Raw genomic sequence first — 25,063 nt, forward strand, 5'->3', positions numbered from 1 at the left:
CTCGGGGAAAGCGGGTGGTGGGGGTCACGGCAGGGGCAGAGCGTCGAAGGGGACGGTGTCGCGGTCGAGGACGAGCCGGTCTCCGTCCGGGGTGAGGCGGGCCAGCTGGACCACCGAGCGGCGCTGGTGGAGTCCGGCGCTGTCCGGCAGCGACGGGTCGCGGTCGGGATGGGTGAAGTAGAAGACCCAGGCGGCGTCCGGGCCGGCGACCACGTCGGCGTGGTGGCCGATCCCCCGGTCGCCGGGGCGGGTCCCGGAGCGGTCGAGGATACGGCCGGCCGGGGTCCATGCGTCGAGGTCGGTCGAGCGGAACAGGTCCTGGCCGTCCCAGCAGTCGACGATCATCCAGTACCAGCCGCCGAGGGCGAAGACGTTCGGCCCCTCGTGCGGCCGGTGCGTCAGGACCGGACCACGCACCTGCCAGTGGTGCAGATCGGTGGAGTCGGCGGCCCAGGTGTGCGCCTCGTGGCCCTCGTCCTTGTACCACATGCGCCAGCCCGAGCCGTCCGGCAGCGGATGCACGCAGGCGTCGATGACGTACGAGGAGCTGAGCGCTACCGCTCCCTGGTGTGACCAGTGCCACAGATCGGTGCTGGTGTAGTGCAGGATCTGCCGCTCGTAGCCCTCCCAGCGGTCCGGTACGCCCTGGATGTAGCTGACGTACATGTGGAACCGGCCGTCCGGCGCCCGTACGACCTCCGGCGCCCAGAAGGTGTTGGTGCCGGGCTCGAACGGGAGACTGTCGAGCACCCCGCGGTAGAGCCACTCGCGGCCGTCGGCGCTCGTGGCCACGCCGATCGCGGTGCCGTGCACCCAGGCGAAGCCGGGAGCGGACACGTCCGCGCGGCGCTGCGTGTAGAACATCCACCACTGCGTGCCGTCGTGGATCACCACCGGGTCGGTCGGACCGGAGTGGACGGGATCTTCGTACAGCGGTGCGGGGGCGGGTGCGGGGAGTGGGGAGCCCATGGCGACCTTCTTCTTCCGGCAGCGGCCGGTGTCGTCGGGAGGCGTCGTACGCCGCGGTCCGAGACGGAAACCGGACGGCGAGAGCGGGATCAGCATGGACGTTGGGTACATCGTCGTCAAGCCCTGATGTCCACGAGTTTTCGGCCAGGTTTCACGGATCGCCTACTAATCCGTTCATCTCTGGCGATGTTTCTGCACGTGAGGCGGCCTATGCCTACCTTTGTCGCCCGCAGCATCGGCTGGTGTAGTCCGGGAGTCGCCGTCCACTCCGTTGACAACGATGAATCACCGATGCGATGCTCACCGCGCTCAGGGCCCAAGAGGACGAGGAGACATTGACCGTGCCAGCACGTACCAGCCTGGACCAGGTGCCGTCAGCCGCCGCGCCATCCACCCTTGGCCCGGCTCCGCATCCGCCGGCTGGATACCTGTTCGCGTACTTCGCCGGTGAGCACACCCACGACGGCGAGCAGGTCCGGTTCGCGCTCTGCGACAGCCCCCAGCCCTCCCACTGGCGGGAACTCACCGGCATACCCCGGCTCGCCCCCGCCGGAGGCGGCGCGCGGGACCCGTTCCTGATCCGCGACGCCCACGGCGACGGATTCCACCTGCTCGCCACCGACCTGCGCATCCACGGCAGCGAGGGCTGGGAGCAGGCCGTCGCCCACGGCAGCCGCAACCTGCTGGTCTGGCACTCGCCGGACCTCCATGCGTGGGACGGCCCGCACCGGGTCGAGGTCATGTCCGAACAGGCCGGCTGCGTCTGGGCGCCGGAGGCGGTCTGGGATCCCCAGCGACGCGAGTACCTGGTCTTCTGGGCCTCGACCCTCTACGACGAGGACGATCCCGACCACCTGCGCCCGTCCTACCACCGCATGTGGTGCGCGACCACCACGGACTTCCGCACCTTCGGCGCCCCGCAGGTGTGGGTCGACACGGGACACCCGGTCATCGACTCCACCGTGGTCGAGGACGACGGCTGGTTCTACCGGTTCAGCAAGGACGAACGGCAGCCCGAGACCCCCGACGCCAAGTTCGTGTTCGTCGAGCGCTCCCGCGAACTGGCGGCACTCCAGTACGAACCCGTGGCCAAGGGGCTGGGTCGCGGCGTGGCCGGCGCCCCCGGCTTGCAGCACGCCGAGGGACCGATCGTCCTGCCGGCCCCGGACCGACAGGGCTGGTTCGTGCTGCTGGACGAGTTCCTCGGCCGCGGCTACGTCCCCTTCCACGCCGACCGGCTGGACAGCCCCGTCTGGCATCCGGTCGCCGACCCCGAGCAGTGCTCCGTCCCGCCGGGGCTCAGACACGGCTCGGTGCTCGCGCTGACCGGCGCCGAGTGCACAGCACTGCTCCGGCTCGCCGCGCCGGAAGCCTAGAGTTCAGCCATGCCCACGATGTACGACGTGGCCCTGCGCGCCGGGGTCTCCCTCAAGACGGTCTCCCGTGTGGTCAACGGCGAGCCCAACGTCAGCGAGGAGACCCGGCGGAAGGTCACCGCAGCCATAGCGGAGCTGGACTTCCGCCCCAACTCGGTCGCCCGCAACCTGCGCACCGGGCGCGTCGACCTCGTCGGCCTCGCGCTGCCGTACCTGTCCCAGCCCTACTTCTCGGCGCTCGCCGAGGCGATCATGCGCGAGGCCGAGCGCCGCGGACTGACCGTCCTCGTCGAGCTGACCGGAGGCGACGCCGAAGCCGAACTCGCCCTCGTCCGCGAGCACGGCCACCACCTCGGCGGGCTGCTGCTGTACCCCATCGGGCTCTCCGACGCCCAGGCCCGTTCCGTGGCGGAGACGGTGCCCGCGGTCCTCATGTCCGAACGACCGTACGACGCACCGGTCGACCGGGTCGCCATGGCCAACCGGGAGGGCGTCCGGGCCCTGGTCGGCCACATGGCCTCCCTCGGATACACCCGGATCGCCGCTCTCGGCGCCGACCACACCGGACTCCCGGAACGCTCCGCCGCCCACCTGCGCCTGGACGGCTACCGCGACGGCCTGCGCGACGCGGGGCTGCCCTACGACCCGGAGCTCGTCCTCGATGTCGGCACCCCGCACTGGAGCCGGTCCGCAGGTGCCGAGCAGCTGCGCCGTCTGATCGCCTCACAGGTCCGGTTCGACGCCGTGGTGGCCTTCGCGGACGCGCTCGCCCTCGGCGCCCTGCACGCCGTGCAGGAAGCGCGGCTCCGGGTTCCCGCCGATGTGGCCGTCGCAGGCTTCGACGACACCGACGAGGCCCGCTACTCCTACCCGTCGCTGACCTCCGTCGCACCCGGAACGGCGCAGATCGCGCGCGAGGCACTCGACCTGCTCCGCGACCGCATGTCCGGCACCGCCCCCCAGGGAGAGGGCCGCCTCGTCGTGGCCGACTTCGAACTGGTCGTCAGGGAATCCACGCTGGGAGGGAGCGCCGCATGGGCAGGAGCGTGACGATGCGCGCGGTCGCCGAGCGCGCGGGAGTCTCGACCAAGACCGTCTCCAACGTCGTCAACGGCACCGGCGCCTTCAGCCCCGAGACGGAGCGCCGCGTCCGGGCCGCCGTGGAAGAACTCGGCTACCGCCTCAACCCCTTCGCTCGGGGCCTGCGTTCGCGCCGCACCGACACGGTCGCCCTGGCCGTTCCCAACCTCTACCAGCCCTTCTACGCCGAACTGGCCGAGCAGGTCATCCGCGCCCAGGAGATCCAGGGGCTGAAGGTCGTCCTCGAAGCCACCCACGGGAACGCGGAGCGCGAGCGGGCGGTTCTCACCGGCGCCCGCCGGGAACTGGTCGACGGCGTCATCTATGTGCCACACACCTTAGCCCCCGAGGAGCGGGCGAATCTGTCGGTCGCCCAGCCGACCGTGGTCCTCGGCGAACGACCCGACCCCGCCGGCGACCCCGGTGTCGACTCCGGCGTCGACTTCCTCGAGACCGCCAACGAGGAAGGCGCCTACGCGGCCGTCGGCCACCTCCTCGCCCAGGGGCGACGCCGCATCGCCGCCATCGGCGAGCGACCCGACTGGCAGGTCGGCGCACAGCGGCTGGCCGGCTACCGCAGAGCGCTCGCCGACGCCGGCGTCCCCTACGACCCATCTCTGGTCATCGGCGTGGACAACGTGGACATGTGGGCCTCGGGCGTGGGCGCGGCCACCCGCCTGCTCCGGACCCGGGTCCGCTTCGACGCGCTCTGCTGCCTCAACGACGTCATGGCCATCGGCGCGCTCTCCGTCCTGGAACGCAGCGGCATCGCCGTCCCCGGAGAGGTCGCCCTCCTCGGCTTCGACGACATCGAAGCCGCCCGCTACGCCTCCCCGCCGCTGACAACGGTCGACCCGCACACCGAGTCGCTGGCCCGCGCCGCAGTCTCCCTGCTGCGCTCGCGCCTGGAACTGGACGACTTCCGTGAGATGCCCAGCCGCCGCGAGACCGTGGGCTTCACCCTGCGGGTCCGGATGTCGACGAGCGAAGCGTGAAGGCCGCTCAGCACGTGAGCGGAGCACGCTGATTCGCAGGGAGCAGACGGGCTCGGTGGCCAGTCTCCGGCGTGTTCGGTGAGACTGCGCCTATCTGCCTACTGCCTACTGCCCACTGAGCAACCTGCTGCTGGAACACTGCGCTCCACACGGGCCTGAAGGGGACGGGACATGACCGGTGGTGTCGCCAGGCATTGAGAACCTCCCAGCCGACTTCGTGCCCGTGCTCGGTTACCTTCCGGGCGGGCTCGCTTCCGCCCGGTCGGACACCCGTTGGGCGTACCAGGAACCCGGGCAGGGTGCCCAGGCCGAGCCGCTGCGCGGTCGCGGGGGATTGAGGGGCGCGACCCTGATGCTACGCAGCGAGCCCTGCGACAGGGTGGAGGGACGGGAGCCCGCCGGATGGCGACCCTGGCTCCTGAATGGCACGACGAAGGGCTGGCCGAAGATGATGGTGGATCGTGACACCGAGTTCGACCTGGAGGCCTTGCAGCTCCTCCCCGAGGAGCTGGCGGCGGAGCAGGTCTGGTGTCGGCTTACCTGCAACCACACCATTTGCGATCACAGCAAGATTCTGGACTGACACGGGGGCTGCACGCGGCGGGTGCCGCGGACAGCCGGGGAACGGTGGCCCCTGACGGCCGGGCGGGTGTCGACGGACCAGCTGGTCCGCCGCGTCCGCGGGGCCCGGTACCGGTGGAAACCGGTGCCGGGCCCCTTCGTGCGTTCACCGAGCGGCCGGGCGTGGCGCCGAACAGCACTTGTCCACGGGTTTGGGAGGCAGTCGGCGCTCGCGGAGAATCGAAATGTTCATGGACTCGGACAGCACCGGCCCCCCTGGCCCCGCCCTGGTGATGTGCATGTTGCCAGGGCAGTCCGGTTGCGGCCGGAGTCAGCGGTATGCGGCGAGGAAGGCCCGGACGCCCGCGTCGGCGTAGTGGTCGAGTTGGGGCTGGGTGTGCTGCGGGCTGCCGTGGAACATGGCTTTGTTGACCGGGATCCACAGCAGCAGGCCGGAGAAGTGGTTGGCGGCCAGGAGGGGGTCGTCGATCCGCAGCAGGCCCTGGTCGGCCAGGCGTTGGAAGGTGTCGGCAAGGGTGGCCAGTACCCGCTCGAAGCCCTGCTCGTACCAGGCGGCGCCCAGGTCGGGGAAGGTGTCGGCGTTGGCGATGATGAGGCGCCGCAGCTGGAGCACCTGGGGCTGGGTGAGGGCGGTCAAGAACTGGCGGGCCAGCCGGAGCAGGTTCTCCTCCAGTGAGTTGGCGTCGGCGGGGATGCCGGCCACCAGGTCGATCATGGCCTCGATCCGGTCGGTGGTGGCCAGGACGATCGCGGCGAACAGCTTCTCCTTGTCGGCGAAGTGCTTGTACACCGTCTGCTTGGATACGGCGGCCAGCCTGGCGATGTCGTCCATGCTCGTGCCGGCGTAGCCCTTCGCCATGAACACCGTTGTCGCGGCTTCCATGATCGCCTGGTGCTTGCGGGCCGAGCGGCCGCCGGGTTCGTTCGTTTCCATGTTTCCTCCTTCGAGCAACAGTACTGGACAGTCCAGTTCCACGATGGGTACTGTACCGTCCAGTTCTGTAGTACTGTACCGTCCAGTTCCGAGGTCCAACCTCGGCTTAGGGGGATTTCGCATGACTCAGGCAATCCGCGTGCCGTTCACCGGCCGCGCTGCTTCGACTCCGCTCGCCACCCGCGCGCTGCTCGCCTGCGGGGCGGTGGCCGGCCCGCTGTTCCTGGGGATGGGAGTGACTGAGGGACTCACCCGCACCGGCTTCGACTTCACCCGAAACGCCATCAGCCAGCTCAGCCTCGGCCCGCTCGGCTGGATACAGGTCGCCAGCTTCCTGGTCACCAGCGTGCTGATCACCGCCGGCGCGGTGGGACTGCGGCGGGCGATCGGTCAGACCGCCGGTGGGACCTGGGCGCCCCGCCTGGTCGCCGTCTTCGGTGCGTCCTTCCTGCTCGCCGGGCTGTTCACAGCGGACCCCGGCGCGGGGTTCCCGGCCGGTACATCGGACGGTCCGGCCACGCTGAGCGGGCACGGAACGGTCCACATGCTCAGCGGCACAGTGGGCTACCTCGCGCTGTGCGGCGCGTTCCTCGTGCTGGCGCGGCACTTCGCCGCCCAGGGCCGGCGCGGCTGGGCCCTGGCCTACCGCCTTCTGCCGCTGGCGGTCATCGCCGGGTTCGCCGCCTCCGCCACCACGGTCGCGGCCTTCACCGCCGCAGCCGGCCTCGGCCTGCTCGCGCTCACCGCAGCCACTATCCAGCTGGCCGGCCTCGCCCCGGCCGCACGGAGGTAGCGGCTACAGCTCCCGCTCGCACAGCAACAACCCGAGACCACCGCACTCAGACAGACAGGATGCCGCGTCATGACCGCACCGGTGAAAGGCCCCGCCAGCTACTTCCCGTCGATCGAGAAGAAGTACGGCCGCCCGATCGAGCAGTGGAAGGACCTGATCCGCACCTCCCACCTGACCAAGCACATGGAACTCGTCGCATGGCTCAAGTCCGAGCACGGCCTCGGTCACGGGCACGCCAACGCCCTTGTCGCCCACACCCTCGCCGAGCGCGGCAGCAACTAGCCCCGGGTCGGGCGGGAGTTCTGCGGGCGGCGGACCTCACGCCCGACCCCGGGGTGCTGTCGGTTCTCGTGAACATCGAACACGCCGACCGCAGGGCGCCTCCCAAAGTGATGAACAACCGCTGTCGGTTCTCATGAACAGAACCGTCCTGCTGCTTCTCGGCGACGGATCGCCGGTACGCCTTGGACTCGCACGCCTGGTTGCAGTTCCGCTTCAGCCGGCCCCGGCCGGTGTGCGGCGGCAGCTCCGCCCCGCACCCCCGGCACGTGCGTTGGGCCAGCTGGCTGCGTAGGTGAGAGCCGAGGCGTGGGTGAGTTCTGGGCGCTGACCGCAACTCCGTGAAGCCTCGCTTCGTCGTGAAGCCTCGCTTCGTCCCGGGCCCGGAGCCGGCCGTGGCTCCCGTGCGGCCATTCGGGTGCCTTCCGGATATCTCGTGAGCGAGGGACAACCGGTGAGGGGTATGTCGTCTCCCACGAGATGACCCGGGACCCATGAGGAGACCAGCGTGTACGCAGCAGTGCGGCGGTACGAAGGGGTGACCGATCCTGCGGAGGCAGGACGCCGCGTGGCCGAGGGATTCGTGCCCCTCCTTCGCCAGGTTCCCGGATTCGTGGCCTATTACTGGGTTGATGCCGGGGACGGGGTGATGGTCTCCACCAGCGTCTTTGAAGACCAAGCCGGGGCGGAAGAATCAGTCCAGAGGGCTGCGGAGTTCGTGCGGGACACCCTCGCGTCACTGCTCCCCAATCCTCCCCAGGTCACGGCCGGCCAGGTCGTGGCTGCTGGGTAGCGACCTCTCCGCAGCGGGCCCTTCACGGAACTGCGGTCAGTCAGAGCCGAGTTCTGGCAGCGGCCGGCCGTTGATCGTGGGTCGAATCTCGGTGAGAACCGAGAGCACTCACGCATGTCGCTGATCTCCCGCAGTGCCCGGCGTTGACAGCGCGCAAGGATCGGCTCGACGGTCGGGGCATGGCGATCTCCGGTCTTCGTCGGCGCGCAGGTAGTCACGGAACAGCAGGACGTAGCGGGCGTTCGGGCCGCCGATCTGCCGTAGGTGGACGTTGCACCGCCGCCCGCCGATCGGCGGAGCGGACACGAGCTTCCGGCACTCCCGCCCGCCCGAGATCTCTGCACGGTCCCAGGGCTCCGGTCGAGGGGAACGTAGGCTTACGGGCTGTGAGTCAACAGGGTGAGGTCGGTAAGACGCGCTATCTGGTCCTTCATGACTATGGAATGGGGGGTCTGTGGTGGTGGGTGTGGGCGGGCTCGGCCGAGGAGATCGTCAGTGCCTGCGCCGAGGTTGAGGTGGTCACGGACCCGGACGTCGTGAGACGTGTGGAGACGTGGGGTTTGGAGGAGGTCCGTCTTGACGATCCGGACCCGAATCCGCTGTCCAGCCTCCGCGCTCAGCGGGATGCCCAGCGTGGTCAGCCGGGATTCGGTGTCCTGGCGGGACGGGACCGTGTGTGCTTGCGCTGGCCGGCGGGGGAGGACGGCGAGGTCTTCTTGATGGAACTCGGTCCGAATGGACGGCGGTTGCGGCAGATTGAGATCGGCCCGGACGGTGGCTCGGTCAGGACGGGCAATGGGGACTGGCCGTTCAACCCGCCGTTCGACCTTCACGATCCGCAATATGCGTCCTTGGAGATCGGCCCTGGTGAATTTGAGGATGCGTGGCAGCTGGCTCGTCAGGAGTCTGACGACTGATCAGGCGGCTTCCCGGGCTGCTTGAGGTCGGCAGAAGCGCTGGTACGGACCTCCGCTGAACTGAGGGAGCGGATGCGGCGGCTCCATCGGCTTGCGGGCAGCCCACCTCCGAGATTCCTGGAGTTGCGGGCACTCGAACCACGGTTCGGCTGAGCCGGTGCACCACGGCCCGCAACCACCGGCACCGCAGTCCGATGGTCGAGGCGGGCGAGCGCATCGCCTGAGGAGAGGAGAGCACGTGCCGATCGAAGCAGAGCTGAAGGCCGTCGTCCGGGACCCGGAGGCGGTCATGGCCCAGTTGGAGCGTGACTTCGGGGCGGGGCGCGCCCAGATCTACCGCGATACGTACTACGACGCGCCGGACGGCTCGTTGATGGGTGCCGACCGGGAGCTGCGAATCCGCACGGTGCACAGCGACAGTGACACCCGCACGGTTCTGACCTACAAAGGTGCCAGGGTGGATGAGGCGTCCGGGTCGAAGCCGGAGCACGAAACCCGGGTGGATGACGAAGTCGCGGCGCACGAGATCGTTCGCGGATTGGGCTTTGTGTCCCGGATTGCGTTCGAGAAGCGCTGTCGTAACTACTCGGGACATCGCGGTGGCCGTGAGCTCCTGGCGACCCTGGTGCGGGTTCCTGAGATCGACGGGACGTTCCTGGAGCTGGAGACCATCGCGGTGGACGAGCAGGACCTGCCGGACGCGCTGGCCGTGGTGCGCGCAGCCCTCGAACAGTTGGGAATCACTGACAGGGACCTCACGACGGAGCTCTACACCGACGCGGTGGCTGCTGCGCGCTAAGAAGGACCGCGCGGCGCTTGGTGCAGGTCAGAGGTGGTGTGGCAGGAGACGCGAGGGCTTCCCGTACACATTCAGCACACACATGGCAGACGATCCCGAACTCGACCGGTTCGCCCTGGAGTCGGCCGCTGGTGTGGGCGACGGCGAGGCCGTCGACCCACCCGGCATCAGACGCCGCCACCCGCACGGCTATTGACCCCGGCGCAGCGAGCCCGTGAGAATCGCGACACACATCCCCCCGGGACAACACCCTGAGCCGAGTCAGCATGCGTTGTTCCTGCCGCCCTGGGATGTTAACGCTAACAATTGCCTTTCGGGCAAGGGACAAGAGGTCAGCATGAGCGTTCACCCGCGCTTTCGACGTGGGCGGAGGGGGCTGCTGTCGGTACTGGCGACGGTCGCCCTCGCTGCCTGCTCCCTGGCGGGAGCCGGTGGACTGACCCCGGCGGCCGCCGCCGTCGCCTCCACCCAGGAGGCGGTGACGCCGTCTCCGATGGGATGGGCGTCGTGGAACTCCTTCGCCAGCCAGATCGACTTCAGCACGATCAAGGCCCAGGCCGATGCCCTGGTCTCGTCCGGCATGGCCGCCGCCGGCTACAACTACATCAACATCGATGAGGGCTGGTGGCACGGCACGCGGGACTCCAGCGGCACGATCACCGTGGACACCGCCAAGTGGCCCGGCGGAATGGCGGCCATCGCCTCGTACATCCACAGCCGGGGCCTGAAGGCGGGTATCTACACCGACGCGGGAAAGAACGGTTGCGGCTTCTACTTCCCCACCCCCAGTTCGGTGCCCCCCGCCCCGAACACCGGCAGTGAGGGCCACTACCAGCAGGACATGGAGACCTTCCAGAACTGGGGCTTCGACTACGTCAAGGTCGACTGGTGCGGTGGCGACGCCGAGCACCTCGACCAGAAGACGACGTACCAGGCGATCAGCGCGGCCAACACCGCCGCCACCGCCGTCACCGGCCGCAAGCTCGTCCTGTCCCTCTGCGAGTGGGGCACCGGCCGGCCCTGGAACTGGGCCGCCGGCACCGGAAGCCTTTGGCGCACCAGCGCGGACATCGTCCTCTTCGGCAACAACCCGTCGATGAGCAACATCCTGGGCAATTTCGACAAGACGCTGCACCCCTCGTCGCAGCACACCGGGTACTACAACGACCCCGACATGCTGACGGTCGGCATGACCGGGCTGACGGCGGCTCAGAACCAGACGCACATGGGCCTGTGGGCGATCTCCGGAGCCCCGCTCCTCGCGGGCAACAACCTGGCCACCATGAGTTCGACCACGGCGTCCATCCTGACCAACAGGGAGGTCATCGCGATCGACCAGGACCCGCGGGGCCTTCAGGGTGTCAAGGTCGCCGAGGACGCCACGGGCCTGCAGGTCTACAGCAAGGTCCTGTCCGGCAGCGGCAAGCGCGCCGTGCTGCTGCTCAACCGCACCTCCGCCGCCGCCCCGATCACCGCCCGCTGGACCGGCATGGGCCTGACCACGGCCTCCGCCTCGGTGCGCGACATCTGGTCCGCCACCGACCGGGGCGGCTTCACCACGAGTTACACCGCGACCGTTCCCGCGGGTGGCTCCGTGCTGCTGACCGTCTCCGGCACGGAGGCGTCCGGCACCACCTACGAGGCCGAATCCGCCGCCAACACCCTTGGCGGGTCGGCCGCGACAACCGCCTGCTCCGCGTGCTCGGGCGGATCGGAGGTCCACAACATCGGCAACGGCTCGGCCAACACCCTGACGTTCAACGGCGTCACCGCCTCCGCGTCCGGGGTCGAGATCGCCACCCTCGCCTACGTCAACGGCGGCAGCACCGCGCGTACGGCGGTGCTGCAGGTCAACGGGCAGGATCCGACGGTCGTCTCCTTCCCGCCGACCGGCTCCTGGTCCACCCCGGGCACCGTCTCCGTCCTGGTCGGCCTCGCCAAGGGCAGCGCCAACACCCTGAAGTTCTCCAACTCCACCGCCTGGGCGCCCGACCTCGATGCCGTCCAGCTCCAGGGCATCGCGGGCACCAACGGCAACGGGATCACCGGGAGCGGCTCGGGCCGCTGCGCGGACATCAACGACAACACCATCGTCAACGGCACGCAGGCTCAGCTGTGGGACTGCAGCGGCGGACACAACCAGACCTTCACGCCCACCTCCCGGGGCGAGCTGGTGGTCTACGGGAACAAGTGCCTCGACGCGTCCAACAACGGCAAGAGCAACGGCACCGTCGTCGACATCTGGGACTGCAACTCCGGCACCAACCAGAAGTGGACCGTCAACTCCAACGGGACCATCACCAACAACCTCTCCGGCCTGTGCCTGGACGCCTCCGGCAACGGCACCGCCAACGGCACCAAGCTGGACCTGTGGACGTGCAACGGCGGCAGCAACCAGAAGTGGACCCTCAACTGACTCCTGAGAGTTGCTGTGCCGGGGCGAGGCAGACCGCATGCGCGGTCTGCCTCGCCCCGGCCGAGGAGTGAACCCCCTGGGTGGGTCCCGCGATTCAGCGGGCGGTGAGGGTCCAGAGGTGGTCGGGGGTGCCGTTGTCGTCCCACTGGAGGACCTGGGCCCCGGAGGCGGTGCTCTCGTTGGTGACGCCGAGGAGCAGGCCGCTGTGGTAGTTGGCGATCTTGTACCGGCCGCCGCCGGCGGGGATCATCTGCCACAGGTGGTCGGGAGTGCCGTTGTCACCCCAGATCAGCGCGGTGCCGCCGTCGCTGGTGCTCTCCTGGTAGATGCCCAGAGCCTGGCCGCTCTTCTGGTTGATGATCTTGTAGAGGTTGGAACCGGCGGGCACCAGGGTCCAGTTCTGGTCGGTGCCGGTGGTGGGGGTGGCCTGGACGACGGCGGTGCCCTGCGCGGTGGCGGCGTTCTGGGTGTCCAGCGCGAGGCCGCTGTTGACGTTGGTGATCTGGTAGCGCCCGGCGAGCGATGTGGAGGTGCCGCTGGGGGTGACGACGAGGTGGTAGCCGTCGGTGGAGTTGGTGCTGACCGGCACCGTGACGGAGCCGTTCTGGACCGGGTAGTCGCTCTCGGAGATGGTGGTCGGCGAGGCGACGGCGGTGGTGCGGCCGGGGGAGGGCGTGTACTCCAGCTTGACGTGCACGGTGCTGCCGAAGGCCGTCAGGGAGCCGAGCCCGTTGAGGGTGACGGCCGAGGAGCCGGAGCCGCCACCGAAGATCACGCTGATCTGGTTGCCGGCGCTGTTGAGCGAGGCGGCGCCGTCGAGGCCGGTCTGCGCCGGGGGAGTGGTGGCGAGCATGTTGCCGGACATGTCGCCGTACCACTTGTAGAGCCAGTAGGCGCCGTTGGGCGAGCCGCCGGTGTCGACCAGGGTGTCGCCGAGGGTGCCGTAGTGGTTCCAGAAGGCGAGTTCGGCGTCGTGGACCCCGACTCGCTCGAACTTGGCGATATAGCCCGCCAGGGGGCCGGGCACGCCGACCTCGCTGGTGGTGGCGTACTCCTCGATGGCGATCGGGCGCGGGCTGATGCCCAGGCTGCTCTCCAGTGACCGGTACGCGGCGACGTCCGCGGCGATGTTCTGGCTGCCCCCGAGCTCGTGCCAGGAGACGATGTCGGGAACGGTGCCGCTGGCCTTGGCGTCGCTGAGGAAGGTGCTCATCCGGCCGCCGTTGTAGTACGAGTAACTCGGGCCCTGGATGGGGGTGCTGGCGCCCTTGGCGCGGATCTCCTGGTAGGTCCTGGCCCAACCGGAGTCGAAGGAACCGGCGTTGTTGGTGTCCCAGGTCCAGTCCGGCTCGTTCCACGGCTCGTAGGCACTGATGTTGGTGGCGCCGGAGGACTTGACCGAGGCGACCTGGGTGTCGACGGCGGACAGCCAGTCGTTCCAACTTACCCACTTGTAGGGGAAGTTGGGGTACCAGTCGGACATTCGGACGACGACCTTGGCTCCGGCCCTGGCCGCCTCGGGGGCGACCACCAGGGCGTCACCGGCGGGGCCGGGCTCGCCGTTGGGCAGCTGGTGGCCGCCGGGGGCCATCTGGACGAAGGTGTTGGGGTGCAGCGGTGAGACCAGGCTGTCGCTCGGACTGGTGGCGGTCGCGAGGCCGTAGAGACCGCCGCTGGCGACGTGGGTGACGGGCCGCAGGGTCTGGTTGGCGTTGACGACCAGGGTGGTGGTGGCGGCCTGGGCGGGGGTGCCGACGAAGGTTCCGGCGACCATCGCCAGGGTCGCGGTTCCGATGGCGGCGACGGTGGCGGTGCGCGGCAGCGGCCGTCGCCTGCGCGGCGTTTGCGGCGTCCGCGGTGTGTGCGGTGTCTGCATGGGGGAGCTCTCCTGACTGACTGGGTGGGGGTGAGCGGGGAGCGGGGACCGGCTCAGTCCTTGACGGCGCCGGCTGTGACGCCGGCGGCGACGTAGCGCTGTGCGAGGACGAGCAGGACAGCGGCGGGGATGGAGGCGACCACGGCGGTCGCCATGATCGAGTTCCACTCCTGGTTGTTGTTGCCGATGTAGCGGTAGATGCCGAGGGTGATCGGCTGGAAGTCGCCGCCGCTGTCGAGGGTGTTGGCGAAGACGAAGTCCGACCAGGCCCACAGGAAGCTGAACAGCGAGACGGTGACCACCGCGTTGCGGCTGACGGGCAGCACGACGGACCAGAAGGTGCGCAAGGCGCCGGCACCGTCGATGGTGGCCGCCGCGGTGAGTTCGTCGGGGATGCCCGACATGAACGCCGTGAAGATCATCACGCCGAACGGGACGGCGAGGGTGGAGTCGGCGACGACCAGTCCCCACCAGGTGCGCATGATGCCGAGGTTGAGGAAGATGCCGTAGAAGCCCATCGCCATGACGATGCCCGGGACCATCTGGGCGATCAGCAGCGAGATCCCCAGGAACCCGCCGCCCCTGGGGCGCAGCTTGGCCAGGGCGTAGGCGGCCGGTGCGGAGAGCACGAGCGTCACCACGACCGTGCCGAGGCCGATGAGCAGGCTGGTGCCGAGGTACGGCAGCTGGTCGTGCAGGACCGCCTGGTACCCGGTGAAGGTGGGGTGGAGCGGGAAGAGGTCCGGCGGGGACTTGCGCATGTCCTGCTGGGGAGTGAGGGACACGTTGATCATCCAGTACACCGGGAACAGCATCAGCGCGGTGAGGACGACGCCGATCACGGTCGTGCGAAGGGAACGTTCGGAGCGGGGGCTGCCGGCGCGGGAACGGCCAGTGCGGGGAAGGGTCATGCCTCCTGCCTCCTCTGGACGCGGATGTAGAGCAGGCCGAAGAGCAGCGCGATGAGGATGAGGATGTTGCCGACCGCCGCTCCGGGGCCGAACTGGGGCAGCAGAGTGCCGAATCCGAGCTTGTAGGACCAGGTCGCGAGCGTGGACGAGGAGTTCCCCGGGCCACCCCTGGTCATGATCCAGATCAGGTCGAAGACCTTGAGGGTGTAGACGAGGCCCAGCAGCAGGGTGATGGCGGAGACCGGCCGCAGCAGCGGGAAGGTGATGCGGCGGAACTGCTGCCAGGCGCCGGCGCCGTCGAGGGACGCCGCCTCGTACAGCTCGGCGGGGACGTTCTGCAGGCCGCTGTAGAGGACGACCAGGTTGAACGGGATGCCGATCCAGATGTTGGCGATGATGACCGAGGTCAGGGCCCAGCGCGGCGAGGTGAGCCAGTCGACGGGGGCGATCCCCACCAGGTGCAGCGTGTGGTTGACGATGCCGGATTCGCTGTTGAGCATCCACGACCAGGTCGACGAGGAGACGATCAGCGGCAGCAGCCAGGGGACGAGGAAGAGCGCCCGCAGGATGCCGGCCAGCCGGAAGTGCCGGTTGAAGAACACGGCCAGGGCCAGGCCGATCACGTACTGGAACGCGAGCGAGGCCAGGGTGAAGACCGCGGTGTTGGTCAGCGCGGGCCAGAAGGTCGGGTCGTGCAGGACCTGGGAGAAGTTGGCCCACCCCGAGAACGGGGCGTTGCCGTCGACGAACGAGCGCACCGTGTAGTGGTGCAGGCTCAGATCCAGGTTCCGGTAGAGGGGGTAGAGGTAGAAGGCGGCGAGGTAGACGACCAGCGGGGCGACGAAGGCCCACGCGGTGAGCTGGGTGCGTCGGCGCTGGCGCCGAACGGCGGCCCGCGCGTCGCGGGTTCGGTGGGTCGCCCTGGACGCCACCGGTGACCGCGGCGGGCGGTCGGTGTGGGCGAGAGTCACGGAAAGCTCCTTGAGCGGTGGCGGCGTCCAGGACGCGCGGTGGTCCCGAGACGAGGCTCCGGGTCAGCCCTTGTGGTTCGCGGCGGCGTTCTGCGCGGCGTCCAGGGCAGCCTGCGGGCCCTGGCCTCCGGACAGCGCGCCCTGCACGGCCGTCCACAACTGCTGTGAGATGACCGGATACTTGGAGCCGAGGCCGTTGCTGGTTCGGCCCCGGGCGGCGGCCACGGCGCTCACCCACGGTGTGAGGGCGGAGTTGGCCTGGGTCTGCTGGGCCTGCACGGCCTGGGTGGGGGCGATGTACGACAGCGTGGTGTCGGTGCCGAGCAGGTTGGCCGAATCGGTCAGACAGGAGACGATCTGCTTGGTGACGGCGTAGCGGGCGGTGTCCTTCTGCACCGGAACGGTGACGAACTCTCCACCGGTGGGGGCGGGGGCCGGTCCGCCGTCCTTGGCGGGGATGTTGATGACGCCGTAGGGGAAGCCGGCCTTCGCCGCGTTGGCCAGTTGCCAGGTGCCGTTCTCGCCGAAGGCGTACTGGCCGGTGGCGAACTCCTGCCAGCTGGTGGTCTGGGTGTTGTTCAGCACGTCGTTGGGTGCGGAGCCGTCGGCGACCCAGCCCTTCCACAGCGAGAGGGCGGCCACGCCCTTGGCATCGTTGAGGTGGGTGAGGTCACCGCCGGCGCCCCAGAACCAGGGCAGGAACTGGAAGCTGCCCTCCTCGGTGCCGATCGCGGAGAAGGTGATGCCCTTCTTGCCGGCCGCCTTGACCTTGGCCAGCGCGGAGTTGAGGGAGTCCCAGTTCGTGACGGAGGCGGGGTCGACGCCGGCGGCGTCCAGGACCGACTTGTTGTAGTAGAGCGCCAGCGTGTTCGCACCGATCGGGAGTCCGTAGGCGGCGCCGTCGATGGCGCCCGCACCGATGATGTTCTGCTGGACGGACGCGGTGTCCACGCCCAGATCGCTCATCTTGTTGAGGATCCCGGCCTCGACCAGTGTGGAGACCACGGGGTTGTCCACCAGCATGACGTCGGGCGAATTGCCCTGCTGGGCGGCGAGCAGGGCCTTGTTGCCGAGGTCGGTCGTGTCCAGGGAGGTGCGCTTGACGGTGACGCCGGCCTGGGTGCCGCACGCGGCGACGCGCTTGCCCCAGTCGGAGGTGGCGTCGAACTGCGGGTACGGGTCCCAGAAGGTGAAGGTGCCCTTGTCGGACGAGGACCCCTGGACGGTGGAGCCGCTGGAACAAGCGGTCGCGGAGGCGAGCGCGGTGACGGTGAGGAGGGCGGCTGCGATCGCGGTGCGCCGGGTCTGTCTCATCGGGATGACCTCATTGTGGGTGGGCTCGGTGCGGTGGGGACGGTCCGGAAGGGGACGCTGCGGAGGGGACGCTGCGGTGCGGGCGGTGCCGAGAGGTGCGGATGCCTCGGAGGCGGGGTGCGTCCTGAGCGGGGGATTCAGTCGGTGGGAAGCCAGACGCGCATGCTGCCGTCCTCGCGGTTGGCCCAGGCGTAGTAGGGGACGGCGGTGAGCTCCACCGGCTCGCCCGTGCCGACGGGCGACGCGTGGTCGCCGCGCTCCGCGTCCGTGCGGTCCTGGTAGGGCCACCAGCCGGACGGGGCGAGGCGGCGCCGGTAGCCCGCGCCGACCACCGTGACGACACCGCCGAGCAGGTCGGGACGGTCCTTGGCGGACAGCGGGCGGCTGGGGTCGAGGACGACGTCGTCCAGCCCGCCGCCCGGGTGGTCCACCTGCTCGACGCAGTAGACCAGCGGGCCGCGTTCGATCGCGACGCAGCCGCGGACGGCGTCCACCCGCGGGTCGGCCTCGACCAGGCGGACCGGCAGGTCCAGGTCCAGCACGAGGGCGTCCCCGGCGGTCCAGACGCGCTCCACCCGCAGCCAGCCGTCCTGCGCGGGCGCCTCGTTCTGCGTGCGGGCCGAGGGGACGCCGTCGACGCTGAGTGTGTAGTCGCGGCACCACTGCGGTATGCGCAGAGACAGCGTCCAGGGCATGTCCGGACACTCCTCGACGGTCACGGTGATGCGGCCCTGCCACGGATAGTCAGTGTTAACGTTCACAAAAATGGGCAGCCCTCGGTCCGTCTCCCCGCGGTAGCGTCCCGAGACGTACTGGTGCAGGTGAAGGCCGGAGCCGTCGGACGCGGACACGTAGTGCTCGAGGCTGGCCAGCAGCCGCATGACGTTCGGCGGGCAGCAGGCGCAGCGGAACCAGCGGGTACGGCGGGCCGACTGGTCGTCGCCCGTGTCGGTGTGGCCGTCGCGCACCTGCAGCGGGTTGACGTAGAGCCAGCGCTCTCCGTCCAGCGACATGCCCGCCAGGAAGCCGTTGAAGAGGGTCCGCTCGATCAGGTCGCTGTAGCGGGCCTGTCCCGTCAACAGGGCCATCCGCCAGCTGAATTGGATGGATGCGATGGCGGCACAGGTTTCGCAGTAGGCCCGCTCGTTGGGTAGCTCGTAGGGGTCGCCGAAGTCCTCCTCGTCGTGGTGGGCGCCGACGCCGCCGGTCAGGTGGGTCTTGGTGGCGACCATGGCGTGCCACAACCTGGCTGCGGCGGCGCCCAGTTCGTCGTCTCCCGTCTCGGTGGCCAGGTCCGCGGCCGCCGCCAGCAGGTAGAGCTGGCGGACGGCGTGGCCCTCCACGTTGTCCGCCTGGCGCAGCGGGACCCGGTCCTGGCAGTACCGCTCGCCCCCGAGCCGCCCGTGACCGAAGCGGTCCACGAAGTACCCGGCCAGGTCCAGGTAGCGCCGTTCACCGGTCTCCCGGTACAGCTCGACGAGCGCGGTCTCCACCTCGGGGTGGCCGTCGATGCCGTCGACGGGCTTCCCGCTGTCCGGGGTGCCGAACGTCGCGTCGATGTGGTCGGCGAACCGGCGGGCCACCTGGAGCAGGCTGTCGGCGCCGGTGGCCCGGTGGTGGGCGACGGCCGCCTGGATCAAGTGACCGGCACAGTACAGCTCATGACCCCAGCGCAGGTCCAGAAACGGACCGTCGCCCTTCCCGGACTGGAACCAGCTGTTGAGGTACCCGTCCGGCTGCTGGGCGTCCGCCACCAGGGCGATGATCTTCTCCATGTGCTCGGCCAACGATGCCTCCGCGGCGGCACCGTGCTCGCCGTCGGGGGCCTGACCGAGCTGCCAGGAGGCGGCCTCGAGCCACTTGTAGACGTCGGAGTCCATGAAGGGGTAGTCGCCGCGGAACGGGCCGTCGGCGGCGCCGGCCGCCAGCCGCAGGTCGTGGAGATTGCCGGCCGACTCGAGTAGGCCGGGCCCCTGGGGGATGGCCACGCGGGCGACCGTCCGGCGCCGGTCGTACCAGAAGCCCCCGCTCACGACCGGGTCGACAGTCGGCCGCTGCGCGGTGCGGGCCTGGGCACCGATCCGGACCGGACCGTGCGTGGCGGGGGTGGTCGGGGTGGCGGGGGCTGCGGGGGTGGAGGTGCTGCGGGACATGATCCTCCCAGGATCAACGCCGGGTGGCACAGGGCGGACAACGCAGACGGGGAACGGCAACATCGGCATCTGCGCAAACCTTTTCCAGCCGGAAACGTAGGCGGAACCAACCAGGGCGTCAAGAGTGCTGACAGCGAAGCATTTTTGCGTGCAACGTCTCGTCAGCACGCCACTGTTGTGGCACCATGAGGCCCGCCATCGAAACTGAGAAAAGGGTTTCCTCGTGTCCGAAAATGTCCGGCCGTCCGTCGGGACGAGAGCCAGGCTCGCGGACGTCGCCGCCCTGGCCGGGGTGAGTGTCGGTACGGCGTCGAAGGCGCTCAGCGGCAGCGGCCGGATGCGCCCGGAGACACGGCAGCGGGTGATGGCCGCGGTTCAGGCGCTGGACTTCCGCCCGAACCAGCAGGCGCAGAGCCTGCACAGCGGACGCAGTTGGACGGTGGGTCTGATGACCACGGACGGCATAGGCCGGTTCAGCACGCCGGTCCTGCTCGGCGCGGAGGACGCACTCGGGGCGGGCCGGATATCCGTGCTCCTGTGCGACACCCGGGGGGACGCCATCCGGGAGCAGCACCACCTGCGGAACCTGATGGACCGCCGGGTGGACGGCATCATCGTCACCGGTCGCCGCACCGACCCGAGACCCCCGCTGGAAGACGTGCAGGACGTACCGGTCGTCTACGCCCTCTCCCCGTCCACCGGCCCCTCCGACATCTCGGTGGTCAGCGACGAGAAGGGCGGCTGCCGCCTGGCGGTCGAACACCTGCTGGGCGTCGGGCGCACCCGCATCGCGCACGTGACCGGACCGGCCCACCACGCGGCGGCACACGACCGCGCCCGCTACACCGAGTCGCTGCTGAGCGAAGCGTCCCTGTCCCTGTCGACCGGCCGGGTGCACTATGGCGACTGGAGCGAGGCATGGGGCCGCCGGGCCACCGACTCGGTGCTGCGTTCCGCCCCGGACACCGACGCCTTCTTCTGCGGCAACGACCAGATCGCCCGAGGTGTCACGGACGCGCTGCGCGAGCGCGGAGTCCGGGTACCGGAGGATGTCGCCGTGATCGGCTACGACAACTGGGACACCATGGCACTCGCCAGCCGCCCACCGCTGACCACCGTCGATGTCGACCTGGTCGAAATCGGCCGCATCGCGGCCCTGCGGCTGCTGGAAGCCATCGATGCCCGGCCGAACCCCGGTACCCACACGGTGCCGTGTCGCCTGATGGTCCGGGAATCGGCCTGACAGGCCTGACCCGCTTGAAGCTGGGCGCCAACTGACTGCAGGTCAGGAGTGGTTGGTCGCAACGGTGGTGAGTGGTGGAGGGACGCCGCCGGCGCGCCGTCCCTCCACCGGGTCCCCGGACGGCAACCGGGCTCAGTCCCCCGGTCGGCTGGTAGGCCGGCCGAGGTAGGTCAGGACGCCCGGATCGGCCACCCGGATCTCGTGGAAGCCCATCCGGTCGTAGAAGCCGCGGGCGGCCGTGTTCGCGGTGACCATGCCCAGGTGGACCCGTGCCGCTCCGGCCTCGTCGAGGGCGGCGAACAGCGTGGTCAGCAAGGCGCGGCCGTAGCCCCGTCCCTGGTAATCGGGCAGCAGGTCGATGTGCAGGTGGGCCGGGTAGTCCGCGAGCTCGGGAACGAGCATGCGTTCCGGCCGGTGCAGCAGCGTGGCCATCACCTCGTCGGGCGTGCCGGGTTCGCCGGCCGGCAGCGGATGCCGGGCGGCGACCACGGGCAGCCACTTCTCGCGGAAGTCGCGGACGAAGCGCGTGGTGTCGCGGGTACCCAGCACGTAGCCCACCGGTCCGTCCCCGTCGTCGAGGACGAAGGCCAGCTCCGGTTCGAGGACCGTGTACGGCGCGGCGAAGATGTTCGGAAGCAGCTGTTGGTCGCGGTAGACGCCGCGGGCGTCACCGCCGGCTTCGGCGGTGCGCATGCAGATGTCGAAGACGGCGTCCCGGTCCCCGGGACGGTAGCGGCGGATGGCGGCCATGGGCGTTCGGAGCCTCCGAGCGGGGTTTGGGAGCGCTCCCAGTCTACTCGCAGTGCTGGGCGCCCAGGAACGCCACCCGCCGTTCTCAGTCAGCTCGGTGAGGAGGCGTCAGCTGTCGGTCAGGCGCGACGCGGGCAGACCGCGGATCCCGGTGCGGACGCGGTAGGTCGAGCCGGAGGCCGGGTAGCGGCCCAGCGCCTCCTGGTCGAGGCCGATCGAGGCGGTGGTGACGATCAGCTCGGTCAGGTCCGGGCCGGCGAAGCAGCAACTGGTCAACCGCGCCACTGGAAGCTCCAGTACGCCCACCAGGGCGCCGTCCGGGGCGAAGCGCAGCACCGCGCCGCCGTCCCAGAGCGCCGTCCAGAGGTGGCCCTCGGCATCCACGGTCAGCCCGTCGGGCGCACCGAGGCGGGGGTCGATGGTGATCAGCGTCCGGCTCTCCCCGAGCCTGCCGCTCCCGGGGTCGAAGTCGTAGGCGGTGATGGTGCCGGGCACGCTGTCGGTCACGTACATGACGGTGCCGTCCGGCGACCAGCCGAGCCCGTTGGGGATGGTCAGGCCGGTCAGCACGGTCTCCACCCGCCCGTGCTCGCGCGCCACGCACAGCAGGCCGGCTCCTGCTGCGGCGTCGCGGGCCATGACCCCCACCCAGAGCCGGCCCGCGGGATCGCACTTGCCGTCGTTGGCGCGGTGGGTGGCCGGATCGGCGGGCAGCTTCGCGACCTCGCCGACGCTGCCGTCCCGGCTCACGGCGAGCAGATCGGTGCCGACCGCGGCGAGCCACTGATCGGTGCGCCACGGCACGGCGCAGCCGATGTCGTCGGCCACCGGTATCCGGGTCGTGCCCTGGTCGGTGACGATCAGCAGCGCCCGCCCGGCGATGTCGACCAGACTCAGCGTGGCGCTCTCGGCATCCCAGCTCGGACCCTCACCGAGCAGCAGCGGCTCGTGGTCCAGCGGCTCGGGGTCGTCGTGTCGGATCTTCATGGTGCCTCCGGTGTGTTGGCTTCTGACGGTGTTGGCGCCTGGCTGGCGTTGTGGGACGCGCTCAGAGACCGGTCCGAGGCATCAACCGCGACGTGGGTACCACCGATCATGGGAGCCCCGGTGGATGCGGCGCGGACCAGCGCTCCCGGCCGGTTCGAGAGACCTCAGCGCGACCCCCAGCCGGGCGGGAGCAGATCCCAGGACCCGTGCCTGATCCACTCGCTCAGGGTCGCAGGCCTGCCGCTGTCGCCGTGGTGAAGCGACAGCGAGACGATTTGATCACAGGTGGCCCGCCCGTCCCACCACACTGTGCCGGCCAGTGGGCCCGTCATCACCAGCAGCGTGCTGAAGCCGCAACCGTTCTCCTGCACGATCACGGCGCCCGCCGTCTTCCGGTCTTCGAACTCCTCGCACTCCGTATCCCAGGCGTGCCAGGCAGCCGCGTAGGACAGATCGTCCGAGAAGTCCTCCAACCGGGGTTCCCGCTCTGAAAGTTCGGCATCCGCCTGGGCATAGGAGGCGGGGTGCGGAAACGGCGTGGCCAACAGGTCGCGTCGCCTGTTGCGGTTCCCGGCCCACCACCAGCCTTGATCCGTGTGCTCAAGCCGCGGCAGAACTCCACCCGCACTCACTCCCAGGACGTACGAGCGGTACTCCTCCGGAAATGAGATTCCGAGTGCTCGCTCGGCTTCCGCAACCTCGCGGCAGGTCAACGGGGGCGGGGCGGGAGTACTCCTCATGGGGCCGAGCTTAGGGGCGTCGCTTCGGGACGAGGACGGCTCTTCGTCGGTACCGGGACTCCGGCGTCGGCGCGCTCAACTCGGTCGTGGTCGGCCACGCGCGGTGCCGGGAGGGAGGTGCTTGACCCTCACGTGGCGTCATGGCCCATTGTCGGTGGTGTGGAAGAGCAACTGACGGTGGGACGGGTGGCCGAGCTGGCCGGGGTGAGCGTCCGCACGCTGCATCACTATGACGAGATCGGCCTCGTGCAGCCGTCCGCGCGGACCGCGGTGGGGTACCGGGCCTACTCGGCGGGGGACGTGGAGCGACTGCGGGAGGTGCTCGCCTATCGGCGGTTGGGCTTCGGGTTGCGCGAGATCGCGGATCTGGTGGACGACCCGACCACCGACGCGGTCGCGCATCTGCACCGGCTGCGCGGCCTGCTGGTGGAACAGCGCGAGCGTGCTGCGGCCATGGTGACGGCCATAGACCGGGAACTGGAGGCGCGGGCCATGGGGATCAGGACGACGCCGGAGGAGCAACTGAAGGTGTTCGGCGCGCAGTTGTACGAGGCCATCGGGTCCGCGTATCCGGCGACGCGGCGCACCGAGCCGCGGATCGCCGCGAGGGTCTGGGAGGCGCTCGGGGACGCCCGGACGGTGCTGAACGTCGGCGCCGGCACCGGGTCCTACGAGCCCCCCGACCGCGACGTCACGGCGGTGGAACCGTCGGCGGTCATGCGGGCGCAGCGTCCGGCGGGCGCGGCGCCGTGCGTGGCCGCCCGTGCGGAGCGCCTCCCGTTCGCGGACCAGTCCTTCGACGCGGCGATGGCGTTCAGCACCGTTCACCACTGGCACGACCCGATCGCCGGGCTGCGCGAGATGCGGCGCGTGGCCCGCCGCGTGGTGGTGTTCACGCACGACGCCAGTGACACGGGCTGGCGCCACCGGTTCTGGCTCAGCCGCGACTACCTGCCCGAGGTCGCCGGCCTGGTCGCCGGCCGGCCCTCGGTGGACCAGCTGGCCGGCGCGATCGGGGCCCGCATAGAGCCGGTGCTGATCCCGTGGGACTGCGCCGACGGCTTCTTCGAGGCCTACTGGCGCCGGCCCGAGGCGTACCTGGACGAACACGTGCGCCGCGCCGTATCGGTATGGACCAGGGTCGGACTGCAGGCCGAGCAGCGGGCAGTGAGCAGGCTCCGCGACGACCTTTCCTCAGGCCGCTGGGGCGAACGCAACCGCGACCTCGTCGCCCTCGACGCGGCCGAGCTCGGCCTGCGCCTTCTCGTGGCCTGAACCAAGGAGCTGTGATGATGCGGACCGACAAGGACACAGAGCACCACCAGGACTACGCGCCCGGCGGCGCATGCACCGAGCAGCACTGGCGGAAGGACGAACGGCTGCTTCACAGTTCGTCGTTCGGCGCGGCGGCGGCCGCATACGCCGAGCACCGTCCGGACTACGCGCAGGCCGCGGTGCGTTGGGCGCTCGAGCCGGCGCCCGGCCCGCGGGTGCTCGACCTCGGCGCCGGAACCGGCAAGTTGACCGCCACGCTGCTGGCCTTGGGTGCCGAAGTCCTCGCGGTCGAGCCCGACCCGGCGATGCTGGCCGAGCTTCGTGGCGCGCTGCCGGCCGTCCGGGCCCTGCCGGGCAGCGCCGAGGCGATACCGCTGCCGGACGGGTCCGTCGATGCCGTGCTGGCCGGCAACGCCATGCACTGGTTCGACATGGCCGTCGCGGGACCCGAGATCGCCAGGGTCCTCGCACCCGGCGGAGTTCTGGCCGGCCTGTGGAACGTCATGGACGACCGGGTCGACTGGGCTGCCGGACTCGAGGGGGTCAGCGGGAGTGCGGCCATCGGCCCGCGTGACACGCGCAGCAACTGGCGCGCCGCGACGGCGGACCTGCACCCTCCGAAGAGCGGCGCCGCCCGATTCGACTCGCCGGAGCAGGCCGACTTCCCGCACGGACAGTGCCGCACCGCCGACTCCCTCGTCGCGACACTCGCAACGCGCGCGGGGATGCTCGTGATGCCGGACGAGGAACGAGAGACCGCGCTCGGCCGGATTCGCGCCTTCCTCGCGAGCCAACCGGAGACGGCCCAGGGCGAGTTCACCCTCCCGATGCTGACCGGAGTGCTGCGTGTCCGGCGGCGGTGAAGGCCGGCGACCGTTGGGAGGGCGCGGTCAGGACGTTGCCCGCTTGT

At 70.0% G+C, this 25,063-nt stretch carries 23 protein-coding genes; 13 read left to right on the forward strand and 10 right to left on the reverse strand.

Annotated elements, in window-relative coordinates:
- Positions 1-24: 24 nt before the first annotated feature.
- A complete protein-coding gene (locus BR98_RS29705) occupies positions 25-969 on the reverse strand; it encodes a glycoside hydrolase family protein (RefSeq protein WP_035854324.1) in 945 nt (314 codons plus the stop codon).
- 341 nt (positions 970-1,310) lie between these two features.
- On the opposite strand from BR98_RS29705, the gene BR98_RS29710 reads away from it, so the two are divergent.
- The 4 genes from BR98_RS29710 to BR98_RS29725 all read left to right on the forward strand — a co-directional run bounded on the left by BR98_RS29710 (position 1,311) and on the right by BR98_RS29725 (position 5,003).
- Positions 1,311-2,345: a glycoside hydrolase family 43 protein gene (locus tag BR98_RS29710; protein WP_157537979.1), complete on the forward strand. Its 1,035-nt coding sequence runs from the start codon at positions 1,311-1,313 to the stop codon at positions 2,343-2,345.
- Positions 2,346-2,354: 9 nt separating this feature from the next.
- Complete coding sequence (locus BR98_RS29715; protein ID WP_035849515.1) at positions 2,355-3,395, forward strand: LacI family DNA-binding transcriptional regulator; 1,041 nt, start codon at positions 2,355-2,357, stop codon at positions 3,393-3,395.
- On the forward strand, positions 3,380-4,420 hold the full coding sequence (locus tag BR98_RS29720) for a LacI family DNA-binding transcriptional regulator (RefSeq protein WP_063774859.1): 1,041 nt from the start codon (positions 3,380-3,382) through the stop codon (positions 4,418-4,420). The genes BR98_RS29715 and BR98_RS29720 overlap by 16 nt, the downstream gene beginning before the upstream one ends.
- Before the next feature lie 178 nt (positions 4,421-4,598).
- Positions 4,599-5,003, forward strand: a complete 405-nt coding sequence (locus BR98_RS29725) for a hypothetical protein (protein WP_035849522.1) — start codon at positions 4,599-4,601, stop codon at positions 5,001-5,003.
- 309 nt (positions 5,004-5,312) lie between these two features.
- On the opposite strand, the gene BR98_RS29730 is transcribed toward BR98_RS29725, so the two are convergent.
- Complete coding sequence (locus BR98_RS29730) at positions 5,313-5,936, reverse strand: TetR/AcrR family transcriptional regulator (protein ID WP_035849525.1); 624 nt, start codon at positions 5,934-5,936, stop codon at positions 5,313-5,315.
- A gap of 121 nt (positions 5,937-6,057) precedes the next feature.
- Between BR98_RS29730 and BR98_RS29735 the strand changes: the two genes are divergently transcribed.
- The 6 genes from BR98_RS29735 (at position 6,058) to BR98_RS29760 (ending at position 11,933) form a co-directional block, all read left to right on the forward strand.
- The gene (locus BR98_RS29735) at positions 6,058-6,729 is read left to right on the forward strand and encodes a DUF998 domain-containing protein (protein WP_051970394.1); all 672 of its coding nucleotides are present in this window, start codon (positions 6,058-6,060) and stop codon (positions 6,727-6,729) included.
- A gap of 69 nt (positions 6,730-6,798) precedes the next feature.
- Complete coding sequence (locus BR98_RS29740; protein ID WP_035849527.1) at positions 6,799-7,011, forward strand: DUF4287 domain-containing protein; 213 nt, start codon at positions 6,799-6,801, stop codon at positions 7,009-7,011.
- Between the two features lie 505 nt (positions 7,012-7,516).
- Positions 7,517-7,801, forward strand: coding sequence for an antibiotic biosynthesis monooxygenase (locus BR98_RS29745; protein ID WP_035849530.1), 285 nt, complete (start codon positions 7,517-7,519; stop codon positions 7,799-7,801).
- A gap of 386 nt (positions 7,802-8,187) precedes the next feature.
- Entirely contained in the window at positions 8,188-8,718 is a 531-nt protein-coding gene (locus BR98_RS29750) for a hypothetical protein (protein WP_035849534.1), read from the forward strand.
- 238 nt (positions 8,719-8,956) lie between these two features.
- Entirely contained in the window at positions 8,957-9,517 is a 561-nt protein-coding gene (gene cyaB, locus BR98_RS29755) for a class IV adenylate cyclase (protein WP_035849537.1), read from the forward strand.
- A 337-nt stretch (positions 9,518-9,854) separates the two neighbouring features.
- The gene (locus BR98_RS29760) at positions 9,855-11,933 is read left to right on the forward strand and encodes an RICIN domain-containing protein (RefSeq protein ID WP_051970399.1); all 2,079 of its coding nucleotides are present in this window, start codon (positions 9,855-9,857) and stop codon (positions 11,931-11,933) included.
- 94 nt (positions 11,934-12,027) lie between these two features.
- On the opposite strand, the gene BR98_RS29765 is transcribed toward BR98_RS29760, so the two are convergent.
- The 5 genes from BR98_RS29765 to BR98_RS29785 all read right to left on the reverse strand — a co-directional run bounded on the left by BR98_RS29765 (position 12,028) and on the right by BR98_RS29785 (position 19,158).
- Positions 12,028-13,809 (reverse strand): RICIN domain-containing protein, encoded by a 1,782-nt coding sequence (locus BR98_RS29765; protein WP_232247672.1) that lies wholly within the window; start codon positions 13,807-13,809, stop codon positions 12,028-12,030.
- Between the two features lie 53 nt (positions 13,810-13,862).
- Positions 13,863-14,624: a carbohydrate ABC transporter permease gene (locus tag BR98_RS29770; protein WP_051971217.1), complete on the reverse strand. Its 762-nt coding sequence runs from the start codon at positions 14,622-14,624 to the stop codon at positions 13,863-13,865.
- Positions 14,625-14,716: 92 nt separating this feature from the next.
- Positions 14,717-15,691 (reverse strand): carbohydrate ABC transporter permease, encoded by a 975-nt coding sequence (locus BR98_RS29775; RefSeq protein WP_035849540.1) that lies wholly within the window; start codon positions 15,689-15,691, stop codon positions 14,717-14,719.
- A gap of 63 nt (positions 15,692-15,754) precedes the next feature.
- Positions 15,755-17,005 carry a sugar ABC transporter substrate-binding protein gene (locus BR98_RS29780; RefSeq protein WP_035849543.1) on the reverse strand — a complete coding sequence of 417 codons (1,251 nt, stop codon included), beginning with the start codon at positions 17,003-17,005 and terminating at the stop codon, positions 15,755-15,757.
- 137 nt (positions 17,006-17,142) lie between these two features.
- Positions 17,143-19,158 (reverse strand): glycoside hydrolase family 127 protein, encoded by a 2,016-nt coding sequence (locus tag BR98_RS29785; protein WP_035849546.1) that lies wholly within the window; start codon positions 19,156-19,158, stop codon positions 17,143-17,145.
- Between the two features lie 223 nt (positions 19,159-19,381).
- On the opposite strand from BR98_RS29785, the gene BR98_RS29790 reads away from it, so the two are divergent.
- Positions 19,382-20,401 carry a LacI family DNA-binding transcriptional regulator gene (locus BR98_RS29790; protein ID WP_083977136.1) on the forward strand — a complete coding sequence of 340 codons (1,020 nt, stop codon included), beginning with the start codon at positions 19,382-19,384 and terminating at the stop codon, positions 20,399-20,401.
- 132 nt (positions 20,402-20,533) lie between these two features.
- Here BR98_RS29790 and BR98_RS29795 read toward each other — a convergent pair whose 3' ends face one another.
- The 3 genes from BR98_RS29795 to BR98_RS29805 all read right to left on the reverse strand — a co-directional run bounded on the left by BR98_RS29795 (position 20,534) and on the right by BR98_RS29805 (position 22,878).
- Entirely contained in the window at positions 20,534-21,151 is a 618-nt protein-coding gene (locus BR98_RS29795; RefSeq protein ID WP_035849548.1) for a GNAT family N-acetyltransferase, read from the reverse strand.
- 108 nt (positions 21,152-21,259) lie between these two features.
- Positions 21,260-22,138 (reverse strand): SMP-30/gluconolactonase/LRE family protein, encoded by an 879-nt coding sequence (locus BR98_RS29800; protein ID WP_051970401.1) that lies wholly within the window; start codon positions 22,136-22,138, stop codon positions 21,260-21,262.
- A gap of 164 nt (positions 22,139-22,302) precedes the next feature.
- Positions 22,303-22,878 carry an SMI1/KNR4 family protein gene (locus tag BR98_RS29805; protein WP_035849550.1) on the reverse strand — a complete coding sequence of 192 codons (576 nt, stop codon included), beginning with the start codon at positions 22,876-22,878 and terminating at the stop codon, positions 22,303-22,305.
- A 186-nt stretch (positions 22,879-23,064) separates the two neighbouring features.
- Here BR98_RS29805 and BR98_RS29810 point away from each other — a divergent pair, with 186 nt between their 5' ends.
- Together BR98_RS29810 and BR98_RS29815 are read left to right on the forward strand one after the other, a co-directional pair.
- Positions 23,065-24,153: a MerR family transcriptional regulator gene (locus BR98_RS29810; RefSeq protein ID WP_198042305.1), complete on the forward strand. Its 1,089-nt coding sequence runs from the start codon at positions 23,065-23,067 to the stop codon at positions 24,151-24,153.
- 14 nt (positions 24,154-24,167) lie between these two features.
- Positions 24,168-25,016, forward strand: a complete 849-nt coding sequence (locus BR98_RS29815; protein ID WP_232247673.1) for a class I SAM-dependent methyltransferase — start codon at positions 24,168-24,170, stop codon at positions 25,014-25,016.
- The last annotated feature ends 47 nt before the right edge of the window (positions 25,017-25,063 follow it).

This window comes from Kitasatospora azatica KCTC 9699, assembly GCF_000744785.1.
Taxonomy (GTDB): domain Bacteria; phylum Actinomycetota; class Actinomycetes; order Streptomycetales; family Streptomycetaceae; genus Kitasatospora; species Kitasatospora azatica.